Genomic DNA, 21504 nt, shown 5'->3' with positions numbered 1-21504 from the left:
AAAGATTTAATTATTTGATGGATTTAAAGCTTTATCATGCTTTTAAACTTCTAAATTTTTAATCTTTAAATATTTAATAAAATGTCAGATAAAAAACCAGTAATAAGAACAGATGCACCTGCTCCCGAAGGATTTGAAGGAGAAGGATTTTTCGCAACGAAACTGAGCAGTGTAATCGGAATGGCAAGAAAGTTTTCTCTTTGGCCGTTACCATTTGCTACCTCTTGTTGTGGTATCGAGTTTATGGCGACTCTTAACCCAACATATGATGCTTCAAGATTTGGAATGGAAAGAAACTCTTTCTCTCCAAGACAGGCAGACATGTTAATGGTTTGTGGAACTATATCCAAGAAATTAGGCCCGGTCCTAAAAGAAGTGTACACTCAGATGGCTGAGCCAAAATGGGTGGTTGCTGTAGGAGCATGTGCTTCCAGCGGTGGTATTTTTGACACCTACTCTGTTTTACAGGGAATCGATAAGATTATTCCGGTTGACGTATACGTTCCGGGATGCCCGCCAAGACCGGAGCAGATCATTGAAGGAGTAATGCAGGTTCAGGCTCTTGCAGAAAGCGAAAGCATCAGAAGAAGAGATATGCCTGAATATCAGAATTTATTAGACTCTTACAACATAAGCAACTAAACGGAAATGACGAACGAATTTGTATTAGAAGCAATCACCAGGGAGTTTCCTGAAACTGTAATTTCCAGTTCAGAGCCTTATGGAATGCTTACCGTTGAAGTGAAGAAAGATGACATCAAAAAAGTGATTCATTACCTTAAGGATTCGTCTTTAGAAATTAATTTCCTTACAGATATTTGTGGAATTCATTATCCTGAATTTCCGGAGAAAGAAATCGGCGTAGTCTACCATTTACATAATATGATGACGAATTTCAGAATCCGTCTTAAAGTATTTATGTCCAGAGAGAATATTGAGGTAGACTCTCTTACAGATCTATATGCCGGAGCGAACTGGATGGAAAGAGAAACCTATGATTTCTTTGGAATCAAATTCAAGGGACATCCGGATCTACGACCTATTTTAAATATGGAAGATCTTGGTTACCACCCGATGCTGAAGGAATATCGTCTTGAGGATGGTACAAGAACCGACAAGAACGATAGCATGTTCGGAAGATAAAATAAAAATATAATGATTGCTGATGATTGGTTATTGATCAATTATCGCTTATCAATTATCAATTATATATTATGAAAGATAACTCATTATCTAATATACTTAACCAATACGAAAGTAAGGAGCAGATTGACGGTCAGTTGTATACCCTCAATTTAGGTCCGACTCACCCTGCTACTCACGGGATCTTCCAGAACGTTTTAACGATGGATGGGGAAAGAATTCTTCATGCTGAGCAAACCGTAGGTTACATCCACCGGGCATTTGAAAAAATTTCTGAAAGAAGAAATTATACCCAGATTACGACCCTTACCGACCGTATGAATTATTGTTCTGCTCCGATTAACAATCTGGGCTGGCATATGACGGTTGAGAAACTGATAGGAATTGAAGTTCCAAAACGTGTGGATTATATCCGGGTAATTCTTATGGAATTAGCAAGGATCGGAGATCACCTGATCTGTAACGGAGTAACTGGTATGGACTCTGGAGCAATTACCGGACTTACTTATATGTTCATCGAAAGAGAACGTATTTATGATATTTACGAACAGATCTGTGGTGCGAGAATGACAACCAATATGGGAAGAATCGGAGGTTTCGAAAGAGATCTTACACCGAAATGTCATGAACTGATCAAAGATTTCTTAAAAACTTTCCCTAAGAAGTTTGCTGAATTCTGCCAGCTTTTGGAAAGAAACAGAATATTCATGGACAGAACCATTGGTGCGGGAGCAATTTCAGCTGAAAGAGCTTTAAGCTATGGTTTTACAGGTCCTAATTTACGTGCTGCAGGTGTAGATTATGATGTTCGGGTAGCACAACCTTATTCTTCTTACCAGGACTTTGATTTTATCATTCCTGTGGGAACAGCTGGTGATACCTACGACCGTTTCATGGTTCGTCAACAGGAGATCTGGGAATCTATTAAAATTATCGAGCAGGCATATAACAATCTTCCGGAAGGGGATTTCCATGCTGATGTTCCTGATTTCTATCTTCCTGAAAAAGCTGACGTTTATAACAAAATGGAAGCCTTGATCTATCACTTCAAAATTGTAATGGGAGAAACCGAAATTCCGAAAGGAGAAGTATACCATGCTGTAGAAGGAGGAAACGGAGAATTAGGATTCTACTTAGTGAGTGACGGAGGAAGAAGTCCTTACAGACTACACTTCAGAAGACCATGTTTCATCTACTACCAGGCGTATCCGGAAATGATTACAGGCTCTGTAATTTCTGATGCCATTGTAACCATGTGTAGTATGAATATTATTGCGGGAGAATTAGACGCATAAAATGTAAAAAGTATCATTGTAAAATGTATTTATGACTTTTTACAATGACCAAAATAAAATAAGTCATTAGTACATTGTACATTGTACAATAATACATTAAAGAAAATGAGCGAAACAATAGCTTTTAAACCGGAAAGTTTAGAACAAGTACATAAAATTATCGCAAGATATCCTGAAGGAAGACAGAAGTCTGCCCTTCTTCCTGTTCTGCATTTAGCACAAAAAGAATTTGGAGGATGGCTGGATGTCCCGGTAATGGATTACGTTGCTGAATTATTGAGTATTACGCCAATTGAAGTATATGAAGTAGCTACTTTTTATACCATGTTCAATATGAAACCGGTTGGTAAATATGTTTTGGAAGTTTGCAGAACCGGACCTTGTATGGTTCGCGGAAGTGAAAAGATCCTGAATCATATCAGGACTAAACTGAACATTAAGGATGGTGAAACGACTGAAGATGGTATGTTCACTTTAAAACCTGCTGAATGTCTTGGTGCATGCGGATATGCACCGATGATGCAGTTGGGGAAATTCTTTCATGAAAATTTAACGATAGAAAAAGTAGATGAAATCCTTGATCTTTGCAGAGAGGGACAAATCGCTTTGGATTAATTAAAATATACGATGAGTAAAAAACTTTTACTTAAAGATGCACATATAGAAGGTATTCGCTATTTCGAAACATACCGCAAACAGGGAGGTTACGAAGCTGCTGAAAAAGCCTTGAAGATGACACCCGATGAAATTTTGGAAGAAGTAAAAACTTCAGGACTTCGTGGTCGTGGTGGTGCAGGATTCCCTACGGGGATGAAATGGAGCTTTCTGGCAAAGCCTGAAGGAGTTCCAAGACACCTTGTAGTGAATGCAGATGAGTCTGAACCGGGAACTTTTAAAGACAGATATCTGATGGAATTTATTCCACATTTATTGATTGAGGGAATGCTTATCTCCTCGTTCTGTTTAGGCTCAAATGTTTCTTATATCTACATCCGTGGAGAGTATTCATGGATCCCGGATATTTTGGAAGAAGCTATTGAAGAGGCTAAAGCAGCAGGATTTTTAGGTAAAAACATTTTGGGAACAGGTTTCGATCTTGAAATCTATGTTCAGAGAGGTGGTGGAGCTTATATCTGTGGTGAAGAAACAGCATTGCTTGAATCGCTGGAAGGAAAAAGAGGTAACCCGAGATTGAAACCACCATTCCCGGCTGTAAAAGGACTTTGGGAAAGACCTACGGTTGTTAACAACGTGGAATCAATTGCAGCTGTGGTACCGATCATTAATATTACCGGTGCTGAATTTGCAAAAATCGGAGTGGGAAGATCTACAGGTACGAAATTAATTTCTGCATGTGGAAATATCAATAAACCGGGAGTTTATGAAATTGATATGACGATCACTGTGGAAGAATTCATTTATTCTGATGAATATTGTGGAGGTATTCCAAACGGAAAAAGGTTAAAAGCCTGTATTCCTGGTGGTAGTTCGGTTCCTATTGTTCCAGCCAACCTATTGTTGAGAACAGTAAACGGAGAACCAAGATATATGAACTATGAATCCTTAGCAGATGGAGGATTTGCTACCGGAACCATGATGGGTTCAGGAGGTTTCATTGTTTTAGATGAAGATCAGTGCATCGTGGAACATACCATGACTTTAGCGAGATTCTACAATCACGAAAGTTGTGGACAGTGTACACCTTGTCGTGAAGGGACAGGATGGATGTATAAGATATTGAAAAAGATTGAAAACGGACAAGGGAAGATGGAAGACATCGACCTGCTTTGGGATATCCAGAGAAAAATCGAAGGAAATACCATTTGTCCTTTAGGTGATGCCGCAGCCTGGCCGGTTGCAGCAGCGATACGCCATTTCAGAGATGAATTTGAATGGCATATCAAAAATCCAGAGTTATGTTTAACTCAAAATTATGGTCTGGCTAATTATGCTGATCCTATTCCGGCTGTTGAAAAAAATGTATAAATGAAGAAGTTGTTTGTGATCGGCGTAATGATGTCGAGTTTTGTTTTCGGACAAAAAGAAAAAGATACTTTAAGTGTGGAAAGAAATCTGGAAACATTTACAGGTGCAACTCCAAAAAAACAAAAACCGGACCCTCTATCCAAAAAAGGTCAGATGTTTGTTTTCTTTGGCTGGAACAGGGCTGCTTTCAGTAATTCTGATATCAATTTTTCAGGAAATGGTTATAATTTCCAGCTGAATAATGTATCCGCTCATGACAGACCTACAAAATTTGGAATTGTATATTTTGACCCTACGTGGTTTACAGTGGTTCAGTACAACTTCAGAGCTGGTTATTTCATAAAAGATAATTTAGCGCTTGTTCTTGGGATTGATCATATGAAGTATGTTATGGATCAGAACCAAACCGTTAATTTTAAGGGACATATTTCAGATCCTACATATGCAGGTATGGTTCAAAACGGGCAGGTAAACCTGGCAGATGAAAAGTTCCTTACTTTCGAACATACGGACGGACTTAACTATGAAAACTTAGGTCTTGAAAGGTATCAGAGCCTTATCAATAAAAAAAATATTGACCTGGTATGGTCTTATGGAGCCGGAATTGGGGTAATGTTTCCCAAAAGTAACGTAAGACTTTTTGGTAATGAAAGAAGTGACCGTTTTCACGTTGCCGGTATGGGAACTGATGTAAGAACCAGCTTAAACCTTGTGTTCTGGAATCACTGGATGGCAAGACTGGAAGGAAAATTTGGATATATCAATATGTGGGATATTAAAACCACGTTGAATAATAAGCCAGATAAAGCACGACAAGATTTCGTTTTTGGACAAGTCCTTGCCGGAATTGGATATACATTTAATACGAAAAAATATAATTAATAAAGCCTATTGCTTATTGCAGAAAGCTTAAAGCGTATAATATGAGCGAAGAAGTTAAAAAATTCAAAATAACGATAGACGGACAGACTACTGAAGTGTTGCCTGGAACTTCCATCCTGGAAGCAGCAAGACAAATCGGTGGAAAATCTGTACCTCCGGCAATGTGCTACTACAGCAAGTTGGAAACCAGTGGAGGAAGATGCAGAACTTGTTTAGTAGAAGTTTCTAAAGGATCTGAAGCGGACCCTCGTCCCATGCCAAAACTGGTGGCTAGCTGCAGAACCAATGTAATGGACGGAATGGAAGTGAAAAATCTTACTTCTGATAAAGCTCAAGAAGGTAGAAAAGCCGTTACTGAATTTTTATTGGTTAACCACCCGCTGGACTGCCCTATTTGTGATCAGGCTGGAGAATGTCATCTTCAGGATCTTGGATATGAACATGGTGTGGAAAATACCAGAACGGAGTTTGAAAGAAACACCTACGAAGCGGATGACTTGGGACCACATATCAAGCTGAATATGAACCGTTGTATTCTTTGTGCAAGATGTGTTCTTACAGCGAATCAACTTACTGAAACCAGAGAGCATGGTATTCTTTTCAGAGGAGATCACGCAGAAATCTCCACTTATTTAAATAAAGCTTTGGATAATGATTTCATTGGGAACGTTATCGACGTTTGTCCGGTAGGAGCTCTTACCGACAGAACCGCACGTTTTGCAAGCAGAGTTTGGTTTACCAACCCGATGAATGCTTCATGTAAATGTGACAAGTGTTCAGGAAAAGCAGTTGTATGGTTGAAAGGAGATGAAGTGGTAAGGGTTACAGCCAGAAAAGACCAGTGGGGAGAAGTTGAAGAATTTATCTGTGATACATGTCGTTTTGAAAGAAAAGAATTGAAAGACTGGAATATTGAAGGTCCAAGACATATCGACAGACATTCTGTGATTTCACTCAACCATTATGAAAAACCTAAGGATGAGCTAAGAGTTTTAGACAATCCTATGGCTAAAGAAATCAGTGAAAAAGACGAAAAATAACTTTAATAAGATTTCAGATATCAGACTACAGACATCAGATTAAAGATCTGAAATCTAGCATCTGACATCTCATATCTAACATCTATAATAAAAATGGATTTAATTACATTTAAATTGATACTTGTACTAGCGCTTTTCTTGCTTTCGCTAACGATAGCGGCCTACTCTACCTGGGCAGAAAGAAAGGTTGCTTCTATCATGCAGGACAGAATCGGGCCGAACAGAGCCGGACCTTTCGGATTGCTGCAGCCTCTTGCTGATGGTGGAAAGTTTTTCTTTAAAGAAGACTTTACTCCTGCCAATGCAGAAAAATTCCTTTTCGTATTGGGACCTGCTTTGGTGATGTTTATTTCATTAATTACAGGAGCTGTTATTCCTTGGGGGAAAAGTTTAAATATCGGAGGAATGTCTTACGACCTTCAGGTGGCTAACATTGATGTCGGTGTACTTTTCATTATCGGAATGGCTTCCATTGGGGTTTATGGGATCATGATCGGAGGTTGGGCTTCTAATAATAAATATTCATTATTAGGTGCTATCCGTGCTTCTTCTCAGATGATCTCTTATGAATTGGCAATGGGATTGGCGCTGCTTTCTATCATCATGATGACAGGAAGTTTAGATTTAAAAGTAATTACTGAAGCTCAAACAACAGGAAAACTGTGGGGACTTATCCACATTGACGGGATGAACTGGAATATTTTCTATCAACCGTTGGCTTTCCTTATTTTTATTGTTGCTGCATTAGCAGAAACGAACAGACACCCTTTCGATTTACCGGAGTGTGAATCCGAACTGGTGACAGGATATTCTACGGAATATTCCTCCATGAAATTAGGTTTATACATGTTCGGAGAATATGTAAATATGTTTATCTCCAACGCATTTATGGTTGTTCTTTTCTTTGGTGGTTATAACTATCCGGGAATTGAGTGGGTAACACAAAACTGGGGAGAAAATATTGCAGGAATATTAAGTATCGGAGCGTTTTTAGTTAAAACCATTATCGGAATTCTGATCTTTATGTGGATCAGATGGACGCTACCGAGATTCAGATATGACCAGCTGATGCACTTAGGATGGAAAACTTTGATTCCATTGGCTGTTTTGAACCTGATTGTTACCGGAGCTTTGATTTTAGCATTCGGACATTAAAAAATTGAACATTTGAAATGAGCTGATTTGAAAGTGAAATCAAATTTTATCTTTACTTAAGCAGCTCTATTCAGACATAAAATATTAAAAATTAAGATAAAAGACAGAATTAGTCTACCATCTATAATCTATAATTAAATGAAACTTACTAACAGATCAAAAGTTGTTTCTAATAAAGAAATGACCCTTGCTGAGAAAATCTACTTACCGGCGATTTTCAAAGGTATGGGGATTACATTCAAGCATGCTGTAAGAACCGTTGTAAAAGGAGCTCCTGCAGTATACTCGTATCCAGAAGTACAGAAACCAAGAGCAGATATCTGGAGAGGTCAGCACGTTCTGAAAAGAGACGAGGAAGGCAGAGAAAGATGTACCGCTTGCGGACTTTGTGCGGTGGCATGTCCTGCAGAAGCAATTACCATGACTGCTGCTGAAAGAACTAAGGAAGAAAAACATCTTTACAGAGAAGAAAAATATGCATCAGTATATGAAATCAATATGCTGAGATGTATTTTCTGCGGAATGTGTGAAGAAGCATGTCCAAAATCAGCAATTTATTTAACAGATAGATTGGTAGATGTGGAAACCAACAGAGGTTCTTTTATCTATGGAAAAGATAAATTAGTTGAAAAGATAAACGAAAGGATTGACATCACGACAAGACAATCCGAGAAACAAAAAAATGCGGTAAAATAATGGATCAGTTTTTATTTTTCTTGGTGGCTTTTTTAGCAGTGGCAGGTGCAGTATACTTTGTATTTGCAAAAAATCCTTTGTATGCTATCTTATCATTAATTGTTACAATGTTTTCCATTGCAGGGATGTACATTCTTTTGAATGCCCAGTTCCTTGCCATTATTCAGATCATCGTGTATGCAGGAGCGATTATGGTATTGTTCCTTTACATCCTGATGATGCTTAATCTTAATAAAGAAGACGAAAGTAAGAAGAACAATACTTTAAAATTTATTGGAGTCTTTACAGCCGGTCTGTTATTGATTGGTATTTTAGGAGTATTCAGAGGAGTTCAGGACAACCATATTGTAGTGGAAAATGTAGACAGAGGTGTGGGTCTTACTAAAAATCTGGGTAAACTTTTGTTTAATGAATATGTTTTACCGTTTGAGCTTGCTTCCATCCTTATTTTGGCAGGTATTGTAGGTGCGGTATTAATCGGTAAAAAAGATTTATAAAATTATGGGAGAAGTAAATACATTTATACAAAGCGTCCCTTTAAATTATTTCATTATTCTTTCATCAGTATTGTTCTGTTTGGGAGTATTAGGAGTGTTATTGAGAAAAAACGCTATTGTAATTTTGGGTTGTGTAGAGCTTATGCTCAATTCTGCAAATCTTTTATTGGCTGCTTTTTCGGCGTATAAAGGAAACAGCGATGGACAACTTTTAGTTTTCTTCATTATGGTGGTTGCTGCTGCTGAAGTAGCAGTAGGTTTGGCAATTATTGCTATGCTATATAGAAATACCCGTTCTGTAGATGTTAGTATATTTAATAAATTAAGAGGATAAAGAATGGAAAATTTAGTGTATGCAATAGTACTTTTACCACTTTTAGGCTTTCTTATTAACGGTTTATTCGGGAAAAATCTTCCAAAAATAGTAGTAGGAGGATTGGCAACTGCAGCGGTTTTCGGATCTTTCTGTATCGCGGTAAGTATTTTCATGAATTTCAATTCTGAAAGCCAGCCGGTTATCGTAAAAGCTTTTGAATGGTTCAGAGTAAATGGAGTTCAGATTAACTTTGGTTTCCAGATCGATCAGTTATCTTTAATGATGATCATGATCATTACAGGTATCGGATCATTGATCCACTTATACTCTATCGGATATATGAGCCATGATAAAGGTTTCTATAAGTTCTTTACTTATCTGAATCTTTTCATCTTCTCTATGTTACTTTTAGTAATGGGAAGCAATTACCTGATCCTGTTTATCGGATGGGAAGGTGTAGGTTTGTGTTCCTATCTATTGATCGGATTCTGGTTCACAAATGAAGAATATGGTAAAGCAGCAAGAAAAGCGTTTATCATGAACAGAATTGGGGACCTTGGTTTATTGATCGGTATTTTCATGATCGCTTCTCAGACCAATGCTATTGATTATCTTTCAGTAGCTCAAAACGCTTCAAAATTTGAATTGGATGGAACTGTAATTATCTTTATTACGGCGAGTTTATTTATCGGTGCTACCGGTAAATCGGCGCAGGTTCCTTTATATACATGGTTACCGGACGCAATGGCCGGACCAACTCCTGTTTCTGCATTAATTCACGCAGCAACAATGGTTACTGCGGGGATCTACCTGGTAGTAAGATCTAATTTCTTATTTACTTTGGCTCCAACTGTTCAGGGCGGAATTCTGTTGATCGGATTCTTAACTGCAGCTTTAGCAGGTTTCTATGCACTTCGTCAGAACGACATCAAAAAAGTATTGGCCTATTCTACTGTATCGCAGCTTGGATTTATGTTCATTGCTTTGGGATTAGGAGCTTATACTACAGCGATGTTCCATGTAATGACACACGCATTCTTCAAAGCATTGTTATTCTTAGGAGCAGGATCTGTGATCCACGCTATGAGTAATGAGCAGGACATGCGTTTTATGGGTGGACTTAAGAAAGTAATTCCGATTACCCATGCTACTTTCCTTATCGGAACACTGGCAATCTCTGGTTTCCCTTTACTTTCAGGGATGATTTCCAAGGATGAAATTCTGGTAGCTGCATTTGCAAAAAATCCAATCTACTGGGTAATGTTATTCATTCTGGCAGCTATTACGGCAACGTATATGTTCAGACTGTATTACCTTACATTCCACGGAGAGTTCAGAGGAACTGAGGAACAGAAACACCACTTGCATGAAAGCCCGATGAACATGACGTTACCGTTGATCGTATTGGCTATTCTTTCTGTTATCGGAGGTTTTATTAACCTTCCTCACTTTATCGGCCACGGTCATTATGCAAAATTAATGGAATGGCTGAAGCCGGTTCTTACTGAAGAAAGTTTCAAACAAATGGAAGCTACGCTTTCAGGAGTTGATTTTAATACTGAAATGATATTATTAGCAGCCACTGTTGTAATGTTCTTCGCGGTATGGTTCATCGTTAAAAACACGTATGTGAATAAGCAAAAGAGAGCCCTTCCGGAAGAAAGCTATACAGGCTGGGAAAAGCTGTCTGCTAAAAAATTATATATTGACGAACTTTACAATGCATTAATTGTAAAAACTGTTGAAGGATTAGGACGTGGAGGTAAAATGTTTGATAAGGGTGTTCTAGATCGTTTTGTAGACTTCGTAGGTGAAGGAGCTGAGGACAGCGGTAAATCTATGAAACGTATTCAAAACGGAAATGTTGAGACATACATTCTTATCATGTCTTTAGCTGTGGGAATTATACTGATTGTTAACTTTATATTACAATAATAATGTCTTGTTTATTATTAACATTATTGCTTTTACCTCTAGTAGGGTCGGGACTTGTTTTTGCCTGGAAAAATAAATCCAGCAAATATTTGGCACTAGGAATTGCATTGGTACAAATGCTTCTTACATTTTATATACTTTCGGATTTCGATTTTACTCCGACCGTAGATAGTGTATTGCAGCATGAGATCAATTATCCATGGTCACAATTTATTAAAAGCTCGCTTCATTTCGGTATTGACGGGATGAGTATGCTGCTTTTATTGCTGACCAATATCCTTTCGCCAATCATTATTTTATCTTCATTTAATGAGAACATCAATTACAGAAACTCATTCTATGGTCTTATCCTGTTGATGCAGTTTGGACTTGTGGGAGTTTTCACATCTCTGGATGGATTATTGTTCTACATTTTCTGGGAGGTAACACTGATTCCAATCTGGTTCATTGCCGGACTTTGGGGCCAGGAAAATAAAAGATTTGAATTCACCACAAAGTTCTTTGTATATACATTCGTAGGATCTTTATTCATGCTTGCCGGATTGATTTATGTGTATAATCACTCTGCATCATTTGCCTTAACAGATCTATACAATGCATCACTTAATGAAACTCAGCAGACGGTTGTATTTTGGTTTATATTCTTTGCATTTGCAGTGAAATTACCGATCTTCCCGTTCCACACATGGCAGCCTGATACCTATACCTACTCACCTACTCAGGGATCGATGTTATTATCAGGGATCATGCTTAAAATGGCTGTGTATGGTGTTATCCGTTATTTATTACCGATCACTCCTATTCCTATTATGGGAATTTCAGGGCAGATCGTTATTATCCTTGCGATAGTAGGAATCCTTCATGGAGCATTGATCGCAATTATCCAGAATGATATGAAGAGGATCATTGCCTATTCATCTTTCTCTCACGTTGGATTGATGGTAGCGGGTATTTTTGCATCTGCTGTTGTTACACTAAGAGGAACATTTACTACTGAAGGTGCTGAAGGTGCTTTGGTACAAACTTTTGCTCACGGTATTAATGTCGTAGGTTTATTCTACTGTGCAGACATTTTATATAAAAGATTTAAATCAAGAGACATCAGACAAATGGGAGGTTTAGCGAAAGTAGCTCCTAAATTTGCCGTATTGTTTTTACTGATCCTTTTAGGTTCAATGGGCGTTCCGTTGACTAATGGTTTTATCGGGGAATTCATTTTGATTAAATCAATCTTTGACTTTAATGTATTAGCTGCTATTATTGCAGGTTTAACTGTGATTCTTTCTGCCGTTTATCTATTGAGATTCTACGGAAAGGCAATGTTCGGAAAAGGAGATGAAGCCGTATTGAGTACAGCGAAAGATCTTTCAGGAGTAGAATTTTCTGTTCTGGCCAGTTTAGCGGTTTTTGTGATCTTACTTGGTATTTTCCCTCAACCGGTAATCGAAATGGTGAGTAGTTCGCTGAAGTTTATCTATGCATCTTTGATTAATTAAAAGATTGAAAGATTCAAAAATTTAAAGATTAATTTAATAATTTAAAAAATTAAGAGAGTATGAAATTGAGAAGTCAGTGTTTTTATCTTGAATCTCGAATCTCGAATCTCAAATCTATATTATGAGTGTTTTAATTATTGTTTTCCTAACTGCAGTTGCTGCGTTATTTTCAGGCGTTTTTGAACAAGGAAAATTCGCAAGGTACATTGGGATTTTGGGGTTAATCATTGCATTATATGTTAGCTTCCTGCCTGAATGTTCATTTTTCGAACATTACAGACATATGTATGAATATGGCTCTAATACTGCCTTATTTACAAAAATCTCAATTGTAACTACTTTACTATTGTTCTTTCTGGGTGGTTTCGCATTCAGTAATCACAGAAGCCATCAGTCCGAATTGTATGCATTGATGCTATTCGCTTTGTGCGGAGGTATTACTCTTTTCGGATATCAGAATCTGGTAACCCTGTTCTTAGGTATTGAAATCCTTTCCATCCCATTGTATGTGATGGCCGGAGCTAATAAAACTGATTTAAGATCAAACGAAGCCTCTATAAAATACTTCCTGATGGGAGCGTTTGCCACCGGATTCCTTTTATTCGGTATTACGTTCATCTATGGAAGTACAGGAACTTTTGATATCTATAAAATCCATGATTTCGGAGCTGCTCACCCAAAAGATGTAATGTTCATCTTAGGGGTGATCCTGATGCTTTGTGCATTGGCATTTAAGGTAGCATTAGCACCGTTCCATATGTGGAGTCCTGATGTATATTATGGTTCTCCATCATTGATCACAGCTTTCATGGCAAGTGTTGTAAAAATTTCAGGATTTTTCGCATTCTTCAGATTAATGAATATAAGTTTTGCAGGAGTAACCCACGAATGGATTAATATACTTGGAGTATTCATTATCATAACCTTGCTTCTGGCCAATGTTATGGGTCTTGCACAGACCAATGCGAAGAGAATGCTGGCTTATTCTTCTGTTTCTCATGCAGGATATATCGGATTGGTATTCTTTGGAATGACGAATCTTTCTACTTATAATCTGGCTTTCTATCTTTTTGCTTACTCATTATCTACTGTAGGAGTATTTATGTGTCTGATATGGGTAGAAAAATTGAAAAGAGAAACTTCTTTTGGAGCATTTAAAGGATTGGCAAAATCAGAGCCTCTTTTGGCTACCGTAGCTGCAATCTCCATGCTTTCAATGGCTGGGGTTCCTTTAACAGCCGGTTTTATGGGTAAATTTGCATTATTTTCCCAGGCAATGAACGGAGCTGCCTTTTTAGTGCTGGTTGCCGTTTTAGGTTCTGCAGTTTCAATTGCTTATTACCTGAGATTAATCATAGCCATGTTTTTCTTTAAAGAAACAACATTCAAAACTTCAGAAAAAGTAACAATTACGTACAATATTGTAGCGGTGGTAATTATAGCTTCTATCATCATTTTAGGAGTATTCCCTGACCTGTTCGCAAAACAATTTGGACTGTAATCAAAATCATAAAAATATAAAAGCACAACATAAAGTTGTGCTTTTTTTATAACTTTACTTTATAATTTTCAGCATTGTTACATCTTTACAAAAAAGACGCCCCTTTTCAAGTATCCATTTCATTCAAAAAGTATTTGGATGTTCTTGAGCATATCCGGTACAATGACCGATTAGAATACCGGGTGAATTATGCGGAATCCCTTATCGAGAAAACAAAAAAAATCAAGGAACTCAAAGACGGTTTCCAGGATGTTTCGTTATTAGAAAAACACGAGGACCTCATCAGGCTTTTATTGGCTGACTTGTTTCCAACGGGTTTAACCAATAATGAGATAAAAGCCGCCAGTATTCCTCTTTCAAAAACGACATTCAATTATACCGAACGATTCAAGAATATTTTAAAAGATGCCGGTAAGGATTTTGAAATTGAGCTTAGGAATATCAGTGATGATGAGTTCTATGTATTCTGCTGCTGTCTTATCCTCCAAAGTTATTTCAAGAGAGATGTGAAAAGTACAATGCCATTGTATTATGATATTCCCAATAAGCAGGGAATCATGAAGCATTATAAAATCACAGTAAATTCAGATTTCACAGATATTTATCCTACGGAAAAGGCTAAAATACCGGCGGATGATGTTATCGACATGCTTCTTGAAAACCTGGATGATTACAAGCTGTGGAAAAAACATTTCCCATCGAAATCATGGGTCTTAAAAGGTTTTACCATTGTTTCTCTGGTCGACTGTACATCTGAAGTTGCACTTTCCGATCTTAAATCAAGTATGATCCAGATTGATCCTGAAAACCTTACTCCGGATAACAACCTGATCGAGATATTTAAGTCTTATTTTGATGTCGCGGAATTGAACTTCGGGCTGATGCTTTTCAACAAAAAAGACCAGAGGCTGGAAAAGGTTCCGATTTACGAAAATCTTTTTACGAATCATATCCTTGATTTCTGGATCAATACCTTTGATGAAGAGACCCGGAAAAGCACCTTTGAAAATTTAAATAACAACTCCAGGGCTATTGTCATATCCAATGTCAATAATATGGAGCAGGAAATAAAAGATCAGCCTTCCTTTAGCATCTTAAAGGAAAACAACATCAATAGTTTCATGGTAATTCCAATCATGAAAGATGGAGAATTACTCGCCATTATGGAGTTTACCTCTCCTATTCCCAATAGTCTGAATGGCTTAAAATTGAAAAAGCTGGAGTTTTTCAGTGATATGATTCTTTTTTCGCTGAACAGATTCAGTTTTGAAAAGAATTATCAGATTGAGGCAATCATTCAACGGGAATACACGTCCATCCACAACAGTGTGGTCTGGAAGTTCAGAAATGAGGCAGAAAAGTATTTTAATGCTTCGTTAGCTAAGAAGATCTATACCTTAAAGCAGATTTCTTTTAAAAATCTTACGCCGCTGTTTGGGTTCTCTGATATCCGTTCTTCCTCCGAAAAACGATTCAATCTTATGTTGGAAGATCTTAACAGGCAGATTGATTGTCTTCATGATATTTTCACTCTGGTCAATTCAGATTCCGAGAAATATTTACTGGCTTTGGAGATTTTTGAAAATGAACTGAATAATGAGATCAAGGCCGATACGGAACAGCGCTTCCAAAGGTTATTAAGGGATGAAATTCATCCGTATCTTCAAGCAAAATTAGAGGTAAGGTCCACTAAGGAGGTAAAAACAATGATTTCAGAGTATTTTTCCCAAGTCTTCACTCAAACCGATCTATTTTACAACAGCAGAAAAAGCCTTGATGATTCAATTACTCTGATCAACAGGAAACTTGCCGATATACTTGATGAGAATCAGATCAAAGCGCAAGCCATATTTCCTCATTACTACGAAAGGTTTAAATCAGATGGTGTAGAGCATAATTTATTCATCGGACCAAGTATCACTCCGGATCTTCATTACACATCCAAGGTGGTTCATCAATTAAGATACTGGCAGCTGAAAACGATCTGCAAAATGGAACAGGAAATTAAAACCTTTAAGGAAGAGCTTCCTATTCCATTGGATATCGCTTCACTTATTTTCGTTTACAATGAAAAAATAGATATCCGCTTCCGTATGGATGAAAAGCGTTTCGATGTAGATGGTGCTTACAATTCGTATTATGAAATTATCAAAAAAAGAATCGATAAGGCTCATATAAAAAATTCAACCGAAAGAATTACCTGTCCGGGAAAAATAACTATTGTTTACTTTGGAATGGAAAACCAGAAAGAATACCTGCAATACATCAGTAAGCTTCAGAAAAAAGAAATCCTTCAGTCTGATGTTGAGTTTTTAAAGGTTGAAGACCTCCAGGGGATAACAGGATTATTAGCCCTAAGGGTTTCGATTGCTTAAAGATTTTCTTCGCAAAACAACATCCGGTTTCCTTCAGTTCACTTGTAAAATATAGTGGGAATAATCCTATTTCCCTATAGAATTATCCTGCCATCCTGAATCACGATTAAAGTGTAAGGAATGCATAGGCAAAAGAAAGTACGGAAATTATAATTCCTGCCATGAAAATCTGATACGTAATCGATAAAAGTTTATATTTTCTGTCCAGCACCTTTCCCAGGTAATACAGGTCTTTTACCATCGAATCATAGATATAATCCCTGTCCTTGATCAGATCCTTCATTGCATTATGGTAATCATCAAAGATCATCTGATGAAAGTTTCCAAAAAACAGGAGGTTTACTTTTCTATTGCTAACATCTGTGTTCGTAAATTTCGTTTTTGTCACATTCGGTTTTGTGGATAAGATGGCAAAAATAATGGTCATCACACTTGAAATAAGCAACAGAAAACTAGGTACAATCAGGTGGGCGTTTTTAGGTGCATCCAGCTTTGGTACCAGAACTGAAAGACAAACCGAGATGATAATCGCATTTACAGAAAGTAATATGTTGGCCTTGCTGTCTGCAATATCACTAAGGCGGGTATGGTTATTTAAAGTAACCCTGAACAGAGTATCCACACTTCTGTCGGATTTCGGTTCTTTAGGTTCTTTTTTATTGTCTTTAGCATCGGAATTTTCCTTCTTCTCCTCTTCCTTTTCCAACTTCTTCTCAATCTTCTTAATATTCTTTTTCTTTAAAGGCTCCCAATTTTCTTTGGCATAATCGGTATAATATTTATGCTTGTTTTTCAGAAGCTCAAGGTTTCCGGCATTCCATTCATCATTAGAAAAGCATCTTACATTGGTAAGCTCCCACTCTTTCCTTAAAGAATCTGAAATATCATTATAATCATGGCTTGCAAAATGACTGCAATCGGCATCTTTTGCTATTTTCTCCAGTAAATTCTGTGGTTCATAGTTGATCTTTGTCGCCAAAATCAATTTAGAAACGTCTTCGATATAATCTTCAGGATAATTTTCATTGATGAGAAAATTTTTCATAATCTCTACTCCCTTCTCTTCATGATCCTGAGCACATTCAATATATCCTGCATCATGAAACCACAGAGCTAATATCACTTTCTCCTGGTCTTCTTTGGAGACAGGAGTATTTTTCATTATTTCTTCGGCCTTGTTAACCGTATATGTGGTATGAATAAAATTATGATAGAAATATACAGAAGATAACTTATCTTTGAATAAGTTTTCAACATAATTTTTAGCTTTTTGTAAAATATCCATTACTGAATTTTTGTTAATGTAAATTTATGAATTTATCCTTTAAAACTCATCTAAAAATAATTTCAGTCCCATTTAGATTCTTATTGGTATCAGGACTCTTATATTCTTGTGCTACCTATAACGTAAAAAAGGGAAAAAACTTACAGGAAATTAAAAATTCTGCTATAAATTCTGAAAACGACTTTAAAATTTTCCTGGTTGGGGATGCGGGCAACGCAGATGAGCCACAGGCGAAGCAAACGCTGGATATTCTTAAGGGTAAACTGGACTCAGCCGACAAAAATTCGATGCTGATCTTTTTGGGTGATAACATCTATCCTTCAGGAATGCCTAAAAAGAAAGATAAAGAGTATCCTCTGGCCAAAGAAAAAATGGAAAATCAGCTTTCCATTACAAAAAATTTCAAGGGAAGAACCCTCGTCATTCCCGGAAATCATGATTGGTATCATGGTTTAGACGGATTAAAAGCACAGGAAGATTTTGTGAAAGATTATCTGAATGATAAAAAGGCTTTTTTACCTAAAAATGCTTGTCCTATTGATGATATAAGCCTGACCAGTGATATCAAGTTAATCGTTATCGACAGTGAGTGGGTTATAGCCAACTGGGACAAATATCCGGGAATGAATAAAAACTGCAATATCAAAACCCGGGACGATCTTTTTTATGAATTCCAGGATTTGATTACTAAAAATCAGGGAAAAAGGATTATTGTCGCTTTACACCACCCTGTTATCAGCAGTGGAACTCATGCGGGATATAATTCTGCTAGGTCTCACCTTTTTCCATTTAAAGGAAATATTCCGGCTCCCGGCATTGCAACAATTATTAACATTCTGAGAAATACCTCCGGTGCCAGCATGGAGGATATCAACAACCAGCATTATGCCGACCTTGCCAACAGGTTAAAGAGTATCGTCCAGGATAAAGAAAATGTAATCTTTGTTTCGGGACATGACCATAACCTTCAATACCACACCGACAGGAATATCAAACAGATCATCAGCGGCGGAGGCTCCAAAGTAGATCCTGCAACCATCGCTGAACAGACCGATTTTTCCTACGGAGGAAGTGGTTTCGCTGTTTTAAACATCCGCAAAGATCAAAGCTGTGATGTTGAGTACTTTTCCACTAAAAATAACAAGATTAAAACATTGGCCCATATCGACGTAATATCCAAACCTGAAACCTTTGTCAACAACTACCCTAATTCCTTTCCGGCTACCATCACCTCAACGGTGTATCCGTCAAACTTAACGGAAAAAAGGAAGTTCTACAGATGGTTATGGGGTGACCATTACAGAAAATATTATGGAATTCCTATCGAAGCTAAAACTGCCAATATTTCAGAATTAGACGGTGGATATATCCCTTTCAGAGAAGGAGGTGGAAACCAGTCCAACAGCCTGAGACTAAAAGCTAAAGATGGTCAGGAATTCGTCATGAGAGGCATTAAAAAAAGTGCCGTACGTTTTCTGAATAACATGGCCTTTAAAAAAAGTACCTTCGGAGAGGAACTGTATGACACTTTTCCGGACAAATTCCTGCTTGACTTCTATACAACCAGTCATCCGTTCACTCCATTTATTGTTGGAAATCTGGCGGAAAAAGTAAATATTACGCACAGCAATCCAAGATTATTCTATATTCCAAAACAACAGGCCCTTGGAGATTACAATGAACATTACGGTGACGAAATGTACATGATCGAAGAACGCTTTTCTTCAGATCCTAAAACGCTTGAATCCCTGGACAATGCAAGAGATATTCTTTCAACCGACGATGTCCTGAAAAACCTATCCAAAAATTATAAATACTCTGTCGACAAAGAATCGTACATCAGAGCCAGAATTTTTGATATGCTTTTAGGAGATTGGGACAGACATTCTGATCAATGGAAATGGGCAGAATATAAAGACGGTGATAAAATCATCTATAAGCCGATTCCAAGAGACCGTGACCAGGCTTTCAGCAAGTATGACGGTGCTGCATTTAAACTGATCATGAACGTTCCGGCTATCCGCCATATGAAAACGTTCAAGGAAGACATTCAAAGTGTAAAACTCCTGGGTACAGAACCTTATCCTATTGATCTTGTTTTCCTAAAAGGTTCAACACAGGAAGAATGGGTTGCACAGGCAAAATATATTCAGGAGCACCTTACTGATGCTGATATCAATGAAGCATTCGATCATTTGCCGAAAGAGGTTAGAGATGAAACCAGTGAGGATATTCAGAGAAAATTAAAATTAAGAAAAGAAAAACTACAGGACTACGCTGTCCAGTATTATGATGTTTTACAGGAAAAAGTTCCGTTAGCAGGAACTGTAAATCAGGATAAATTTGTAATCGTTAAAAATGCAAATTCCGTTGATGTTAAACAGTATAAACTTGACGATAAAGGTGAAAACCCTGAATTGGTATTTGAAAAAACATATTACGACAATAAAACCAAAGAGCTTTGGATCTACGGTCTTGAAGATGATGATGTTTACGACGTGTCAGGAAACGGCAAACCTAAAATGAATATCAGATTGGTGGGAGGAGATAATCACGATGTATATAATGTTTCCAACGGAAAAAAGATCAGCATCTATGATTTTAAATCCCAAAAGAATACCTATAACGCAGGTTCAGCGGCCAAACATATTTCCGATGATTATGATGTCAACACCTATAATTACAAGCATCCGAAGTATAACTTCTTTGCCGGCTATCCCAATGCAGATTACAACCCGGATGACGGATTGATTATCGGTGTTTTAGCCAATTATACAGTAAACAACTTCGTTCGTGATCCATTTACACAGAAACATAGTTTAAAAGCCAATTTTTACACCAATACAGCAGGTTTCAGCCTTGCTTACAAAGGTATCTTTAAGAAAGCAATTTCAGGATGGGATTTCAATCTTGATGCAGCCTATACTACTCCCCGTTTTTCCGAAAACTTCTTTGGATTATCCAATGAAAGTGAATATGACCGTGAGGATACTAAAGCAAAGTACAACAGGGCCAGGATCTCAAAATTTAATTTTGCCCCTTCTATTTCAAAGAAGAGCTGGCTTAATTTAAGCCATCAGTTTCAGCTTACCTTTGAAGACAATAAGGTACAGAGAAAGGGTGACCGCTTTGTGGATCAATCTCCTGATGTAAATCCTGGTGTTTTCAAAAGTCAGCAATTCGGAGGAGCCAATTATACCTTTAGTTTCAAAAACCTAGATAATAACGCTTTTCCTACCTTAGGCCTGGAATTTGTCGCGAGCGTGAACTGGAAAACCAATCTCTCGGACTTCGACAGAAACTTTTTATTTGTAAACGGATCATTAAATATTCACCACAGAATTGATAAAAAAGCAAATTTTGTTTTTTCGAATTCCAATAACGTAATGTGGATCAACAACAATAATTTTGAGTTTTATCAGGCAGCAAGTATCGGAGGTAATAATGGCTTAAGGGCATTCAGAAATGACCGGTTTTCCGGAAAATCGTACTTCACTAACAACTCCGAGATCCGTTGGGACTTTGGAAGGATCAAAAACAATATTATTCCGGCTAATCTGGGTATATTGGTTGGATATGATCTGGGACGGGTTTGGAATGATAACGAGAATTCCAGAAAATGGCATCAGGCTGCAGGAGTTGGTTTATGGTTAAGCCTTGTCGAAATGTTTTCCGCAAGATTAAACTATTTCTATGGATCTGACGGGGGAAGAATTTCTGCAGGCGTAGGAATGAATTTCTAAAACGGCACTATCCATTTTTATTGTTAAAAATTTTACATTTTTCAAAACAAAAGAGAGCTTTAGAATACCTTATTAAAATAATAAAAGTCGCACAGAAATTTCTGCGCGACTTTTTTATATTATATATTTGAAAGATCAATTTAAAAGGAAGTGCTGATT

General features: G+C 37.3%; 17 protein-coding genes. 16 read left to right on the top strand and 1 reads right to left on the bottom strand.

Annotation, left to right across the window (positions count from 1 at the left end; all coding sequences use genetic code 11):
* Positions 1-81 precede the first annotated feature (81 nt).
* The 15 genes from G9C87_RS17795 to G9C87_RS17725 all read left to right on the top strand — a co-directional run bounded on the left by G9C87_RS17795 (position 82) and on the right by G9C87_RS17725 (position 16317).
* On the top strand, positions 82-642 hold the full coding sequence (locus G9C87_RS17795) for an NADH-quinone oxidoreductase subunit B (RefSeq protein ID WP_172283678.1): 561 nt from the start codon (positions 82-84) through the stop codon (positions 640-642).
* 6 nt (positions 643-648) lie between these two features.
* Complete coding sequence (locus G9C87_RS17790) at positions 649-1143, top strand: NADH-quinone oxidoreductase subunit C (RefSeq protein ID WP_172283676.1); 495 nt, start codon at positions 649-651, stop codon at positions 1141-1143.
* Positions 1144-1214: 71 nt separating this feature from the next.
* Entirely contained in the window at positions 1215-2438 is a 1224-nt protein-coding gene (nuoD, locus tag G9C87_RS17785; protein WP_172283674.1) for an NADH dehydrogenase (quinone) subunit D, read from the top strand.
* A 105-nt stretch (positions 2439-2543) separates the two neighbouring features.
* Positions 2544-3053 carry a complex I 24 kDa subunit family protein gene (gene nuoE, locus G9C87_RS17780; RefSeq protein ID WP_172283672.1) on the top strand — a complete coding sequence of 170 codons (510 nt, stop codon included), beginning with the start codon at positions 2544-2546 and terminating at the stop codon, positions 3051-3053.
* Positions 3054-3065: 12 nt separating this feature from the next.
* The gene (gene nuoF, locus G9C87_RS17775; protein WP_172283670.1) at positions 3066-4424 is read left to right on the top strand and encodes an NADH-quinone oxidoreductase subunit NuoF; all 1359 of its coding nucleotides are present in this window, start codon (positions 3066-3068) and stop codon (positions 4422-4424) included.
* Entirely contained in the window at positions 4425-5306 is an 882-nt protein-coding gene (locus tag G9C87_RS17770) for a hypothetical protein (RefSeq protein ID WP_172283668.1), read from the top strand.
* A gap of 41 nt (positions 5307-5347) precedes the next feature.
* On the top strand, positions 5348-6346 hold the full coding sequence (locus tag G9C87_RS17765; protein ID WP_172283666.1) for a 2Fe-2S iron-sulfur cluster-binding protein: 999 nt from the start codon (positions 5348-5350) through the stop codon (positions 6344-6346).
* Positions 6347-6439: 93 nt separating this feature from the next.
* Positions 6440-7501 carry an NADH-quinone oxidoreductase subunit NuoH gene (gene nuoH / locus G9C87_RS17760; RefSeq protein ID WP_172283664.1) on the top strand — a complete coding sequence of 354 codons (1062 nt, stop codon included), beginning with the start codon at positions 6440-6442 and terminating at the stop codon, positions 7499-7501.
* Between the two features lie 138 nt (positions 7502-7639).
* Positions 7640-8197 carry a NuoI/complex I 23 kDa subunit family protein gene (locus G9C87_RS17755; protein ID WP_172283662.1) on the top strand — a complete coding sequence of 186 codons (558 nt, stop codon included), beginning with the start codon at positions 7640-7642 and terminating at the stop codon, positions 8195-8197.
* Entirely contained in the window at positions 8197-8694 is a 498-nt protein-coding gene (locus tag G9C87_RS17750) for an NADH-quinone oxidoreductase subunit J (RefSeq protein ID WP_172283660.1), read from the top strand. The genes G9C87_RS17755 and G9C87_RS17750 overlap by 1 nt, the downstream gene beginning before the upstream one ends.
* A gap of 4 nt (positions 8695-8698) precedes the next feature.
* Positions 8699-9028 (top strand): NADH-quinone oxidoreductase subunit NuoK, encoded by a 330-nt coding sequence (nuoK, locus tag G9C87_RS17745; protein WP_172283658.1) that lies wholly within the window; start codon positions 8699-8701, stop codon positions 9026-9028.
* 3 nt (positions 9029-9031) lie between these two features.
* On the top strand, positions 9032-10945 hold the full coding sequence (gene nuoL, locus G9C87_RS17740; protein WP_172283656.1) for an NADH-quinone oxidoreductase subunit L: 1914 nt from the start codon (positions 9032-9034) through the stop codon (positions 10943-10945).
* A gap of 2 nt (positions 10946-10947) precedes the next feature.
* Positions 10948-12441, top strand: coding sequence for a NuoM family protein (locus G9C87_RS17735; RefSeq protein ID WP_172283654.1), 1494 nt, complete (start codon positions 10948-10950; stop codon positions 12439-12441).
* Positions 12442-12562: 121 nt separating this feature from the next.
* Positions 12563-13942 (top strand): NADH-quinone oxidoreductase subunit N, encoded by a 1380-nt coding sequence (locus tag G9C87_RS17730; protein WP_172283652.1) that lies wholly within the window; start codon positions 12563-12565, stop codon positions 13940-13942.
* 74 nt (positions 13943-14016) lie between these two features.
* Entirely contained in the window at positions 14017-16317 is a 2301-nt protein-coding gene (locus tag G9C87_RS17725) for a GAF domain-containing protein (protein WP_172283650.1), read from the top strand.
* Between the two features lie 106 nt (positions 16318-16423).
* On the opposite strand, the gene G9C87_RS17720 is transcribed toward G9C87_RS17725, so the two are convergent.
* Positions 16424-17602, bottom strand: a complete 1179-nt coding sequence (locus G9C87_RS17720; protein WP_172283648.1) for a Pycsar system effector family protein — start codon at positions 17600-17602, stop codon at positions 16424-16426.
* A 26-nt stretch (positions 17603-17628) separates the two neighbouring features.
* On the opposite strand from G9C87_RS17720, the gene G9C87_RS17715 reads away from it, so the two are divergent.
* A complete protein-coding gene (locus G9C87_RS17715) occupies positions 17629-21345 on the top strand; it encodes a metallophosphoesterase (RefSeq protein WP_172283646.1) in 3717 nt (1238 codons plus the stop codon).
* Positions 21346-21504 lie beyond the last annotated feature (159 nt).

The organism is Chryseobacterium sp. LAM-KRS1 (genome assembly GCF_013184525.1).
Classification (GTDB): Bacteria; Bacteroidota; Bacteroidia; order Flavobacteriales; family Weeksellaceae; genus Chryseobacterium; species Chryseobacterium proteolyticum.
This window is presented reverse-complemented; position numbering and strand designations above follow the sequence as displayed.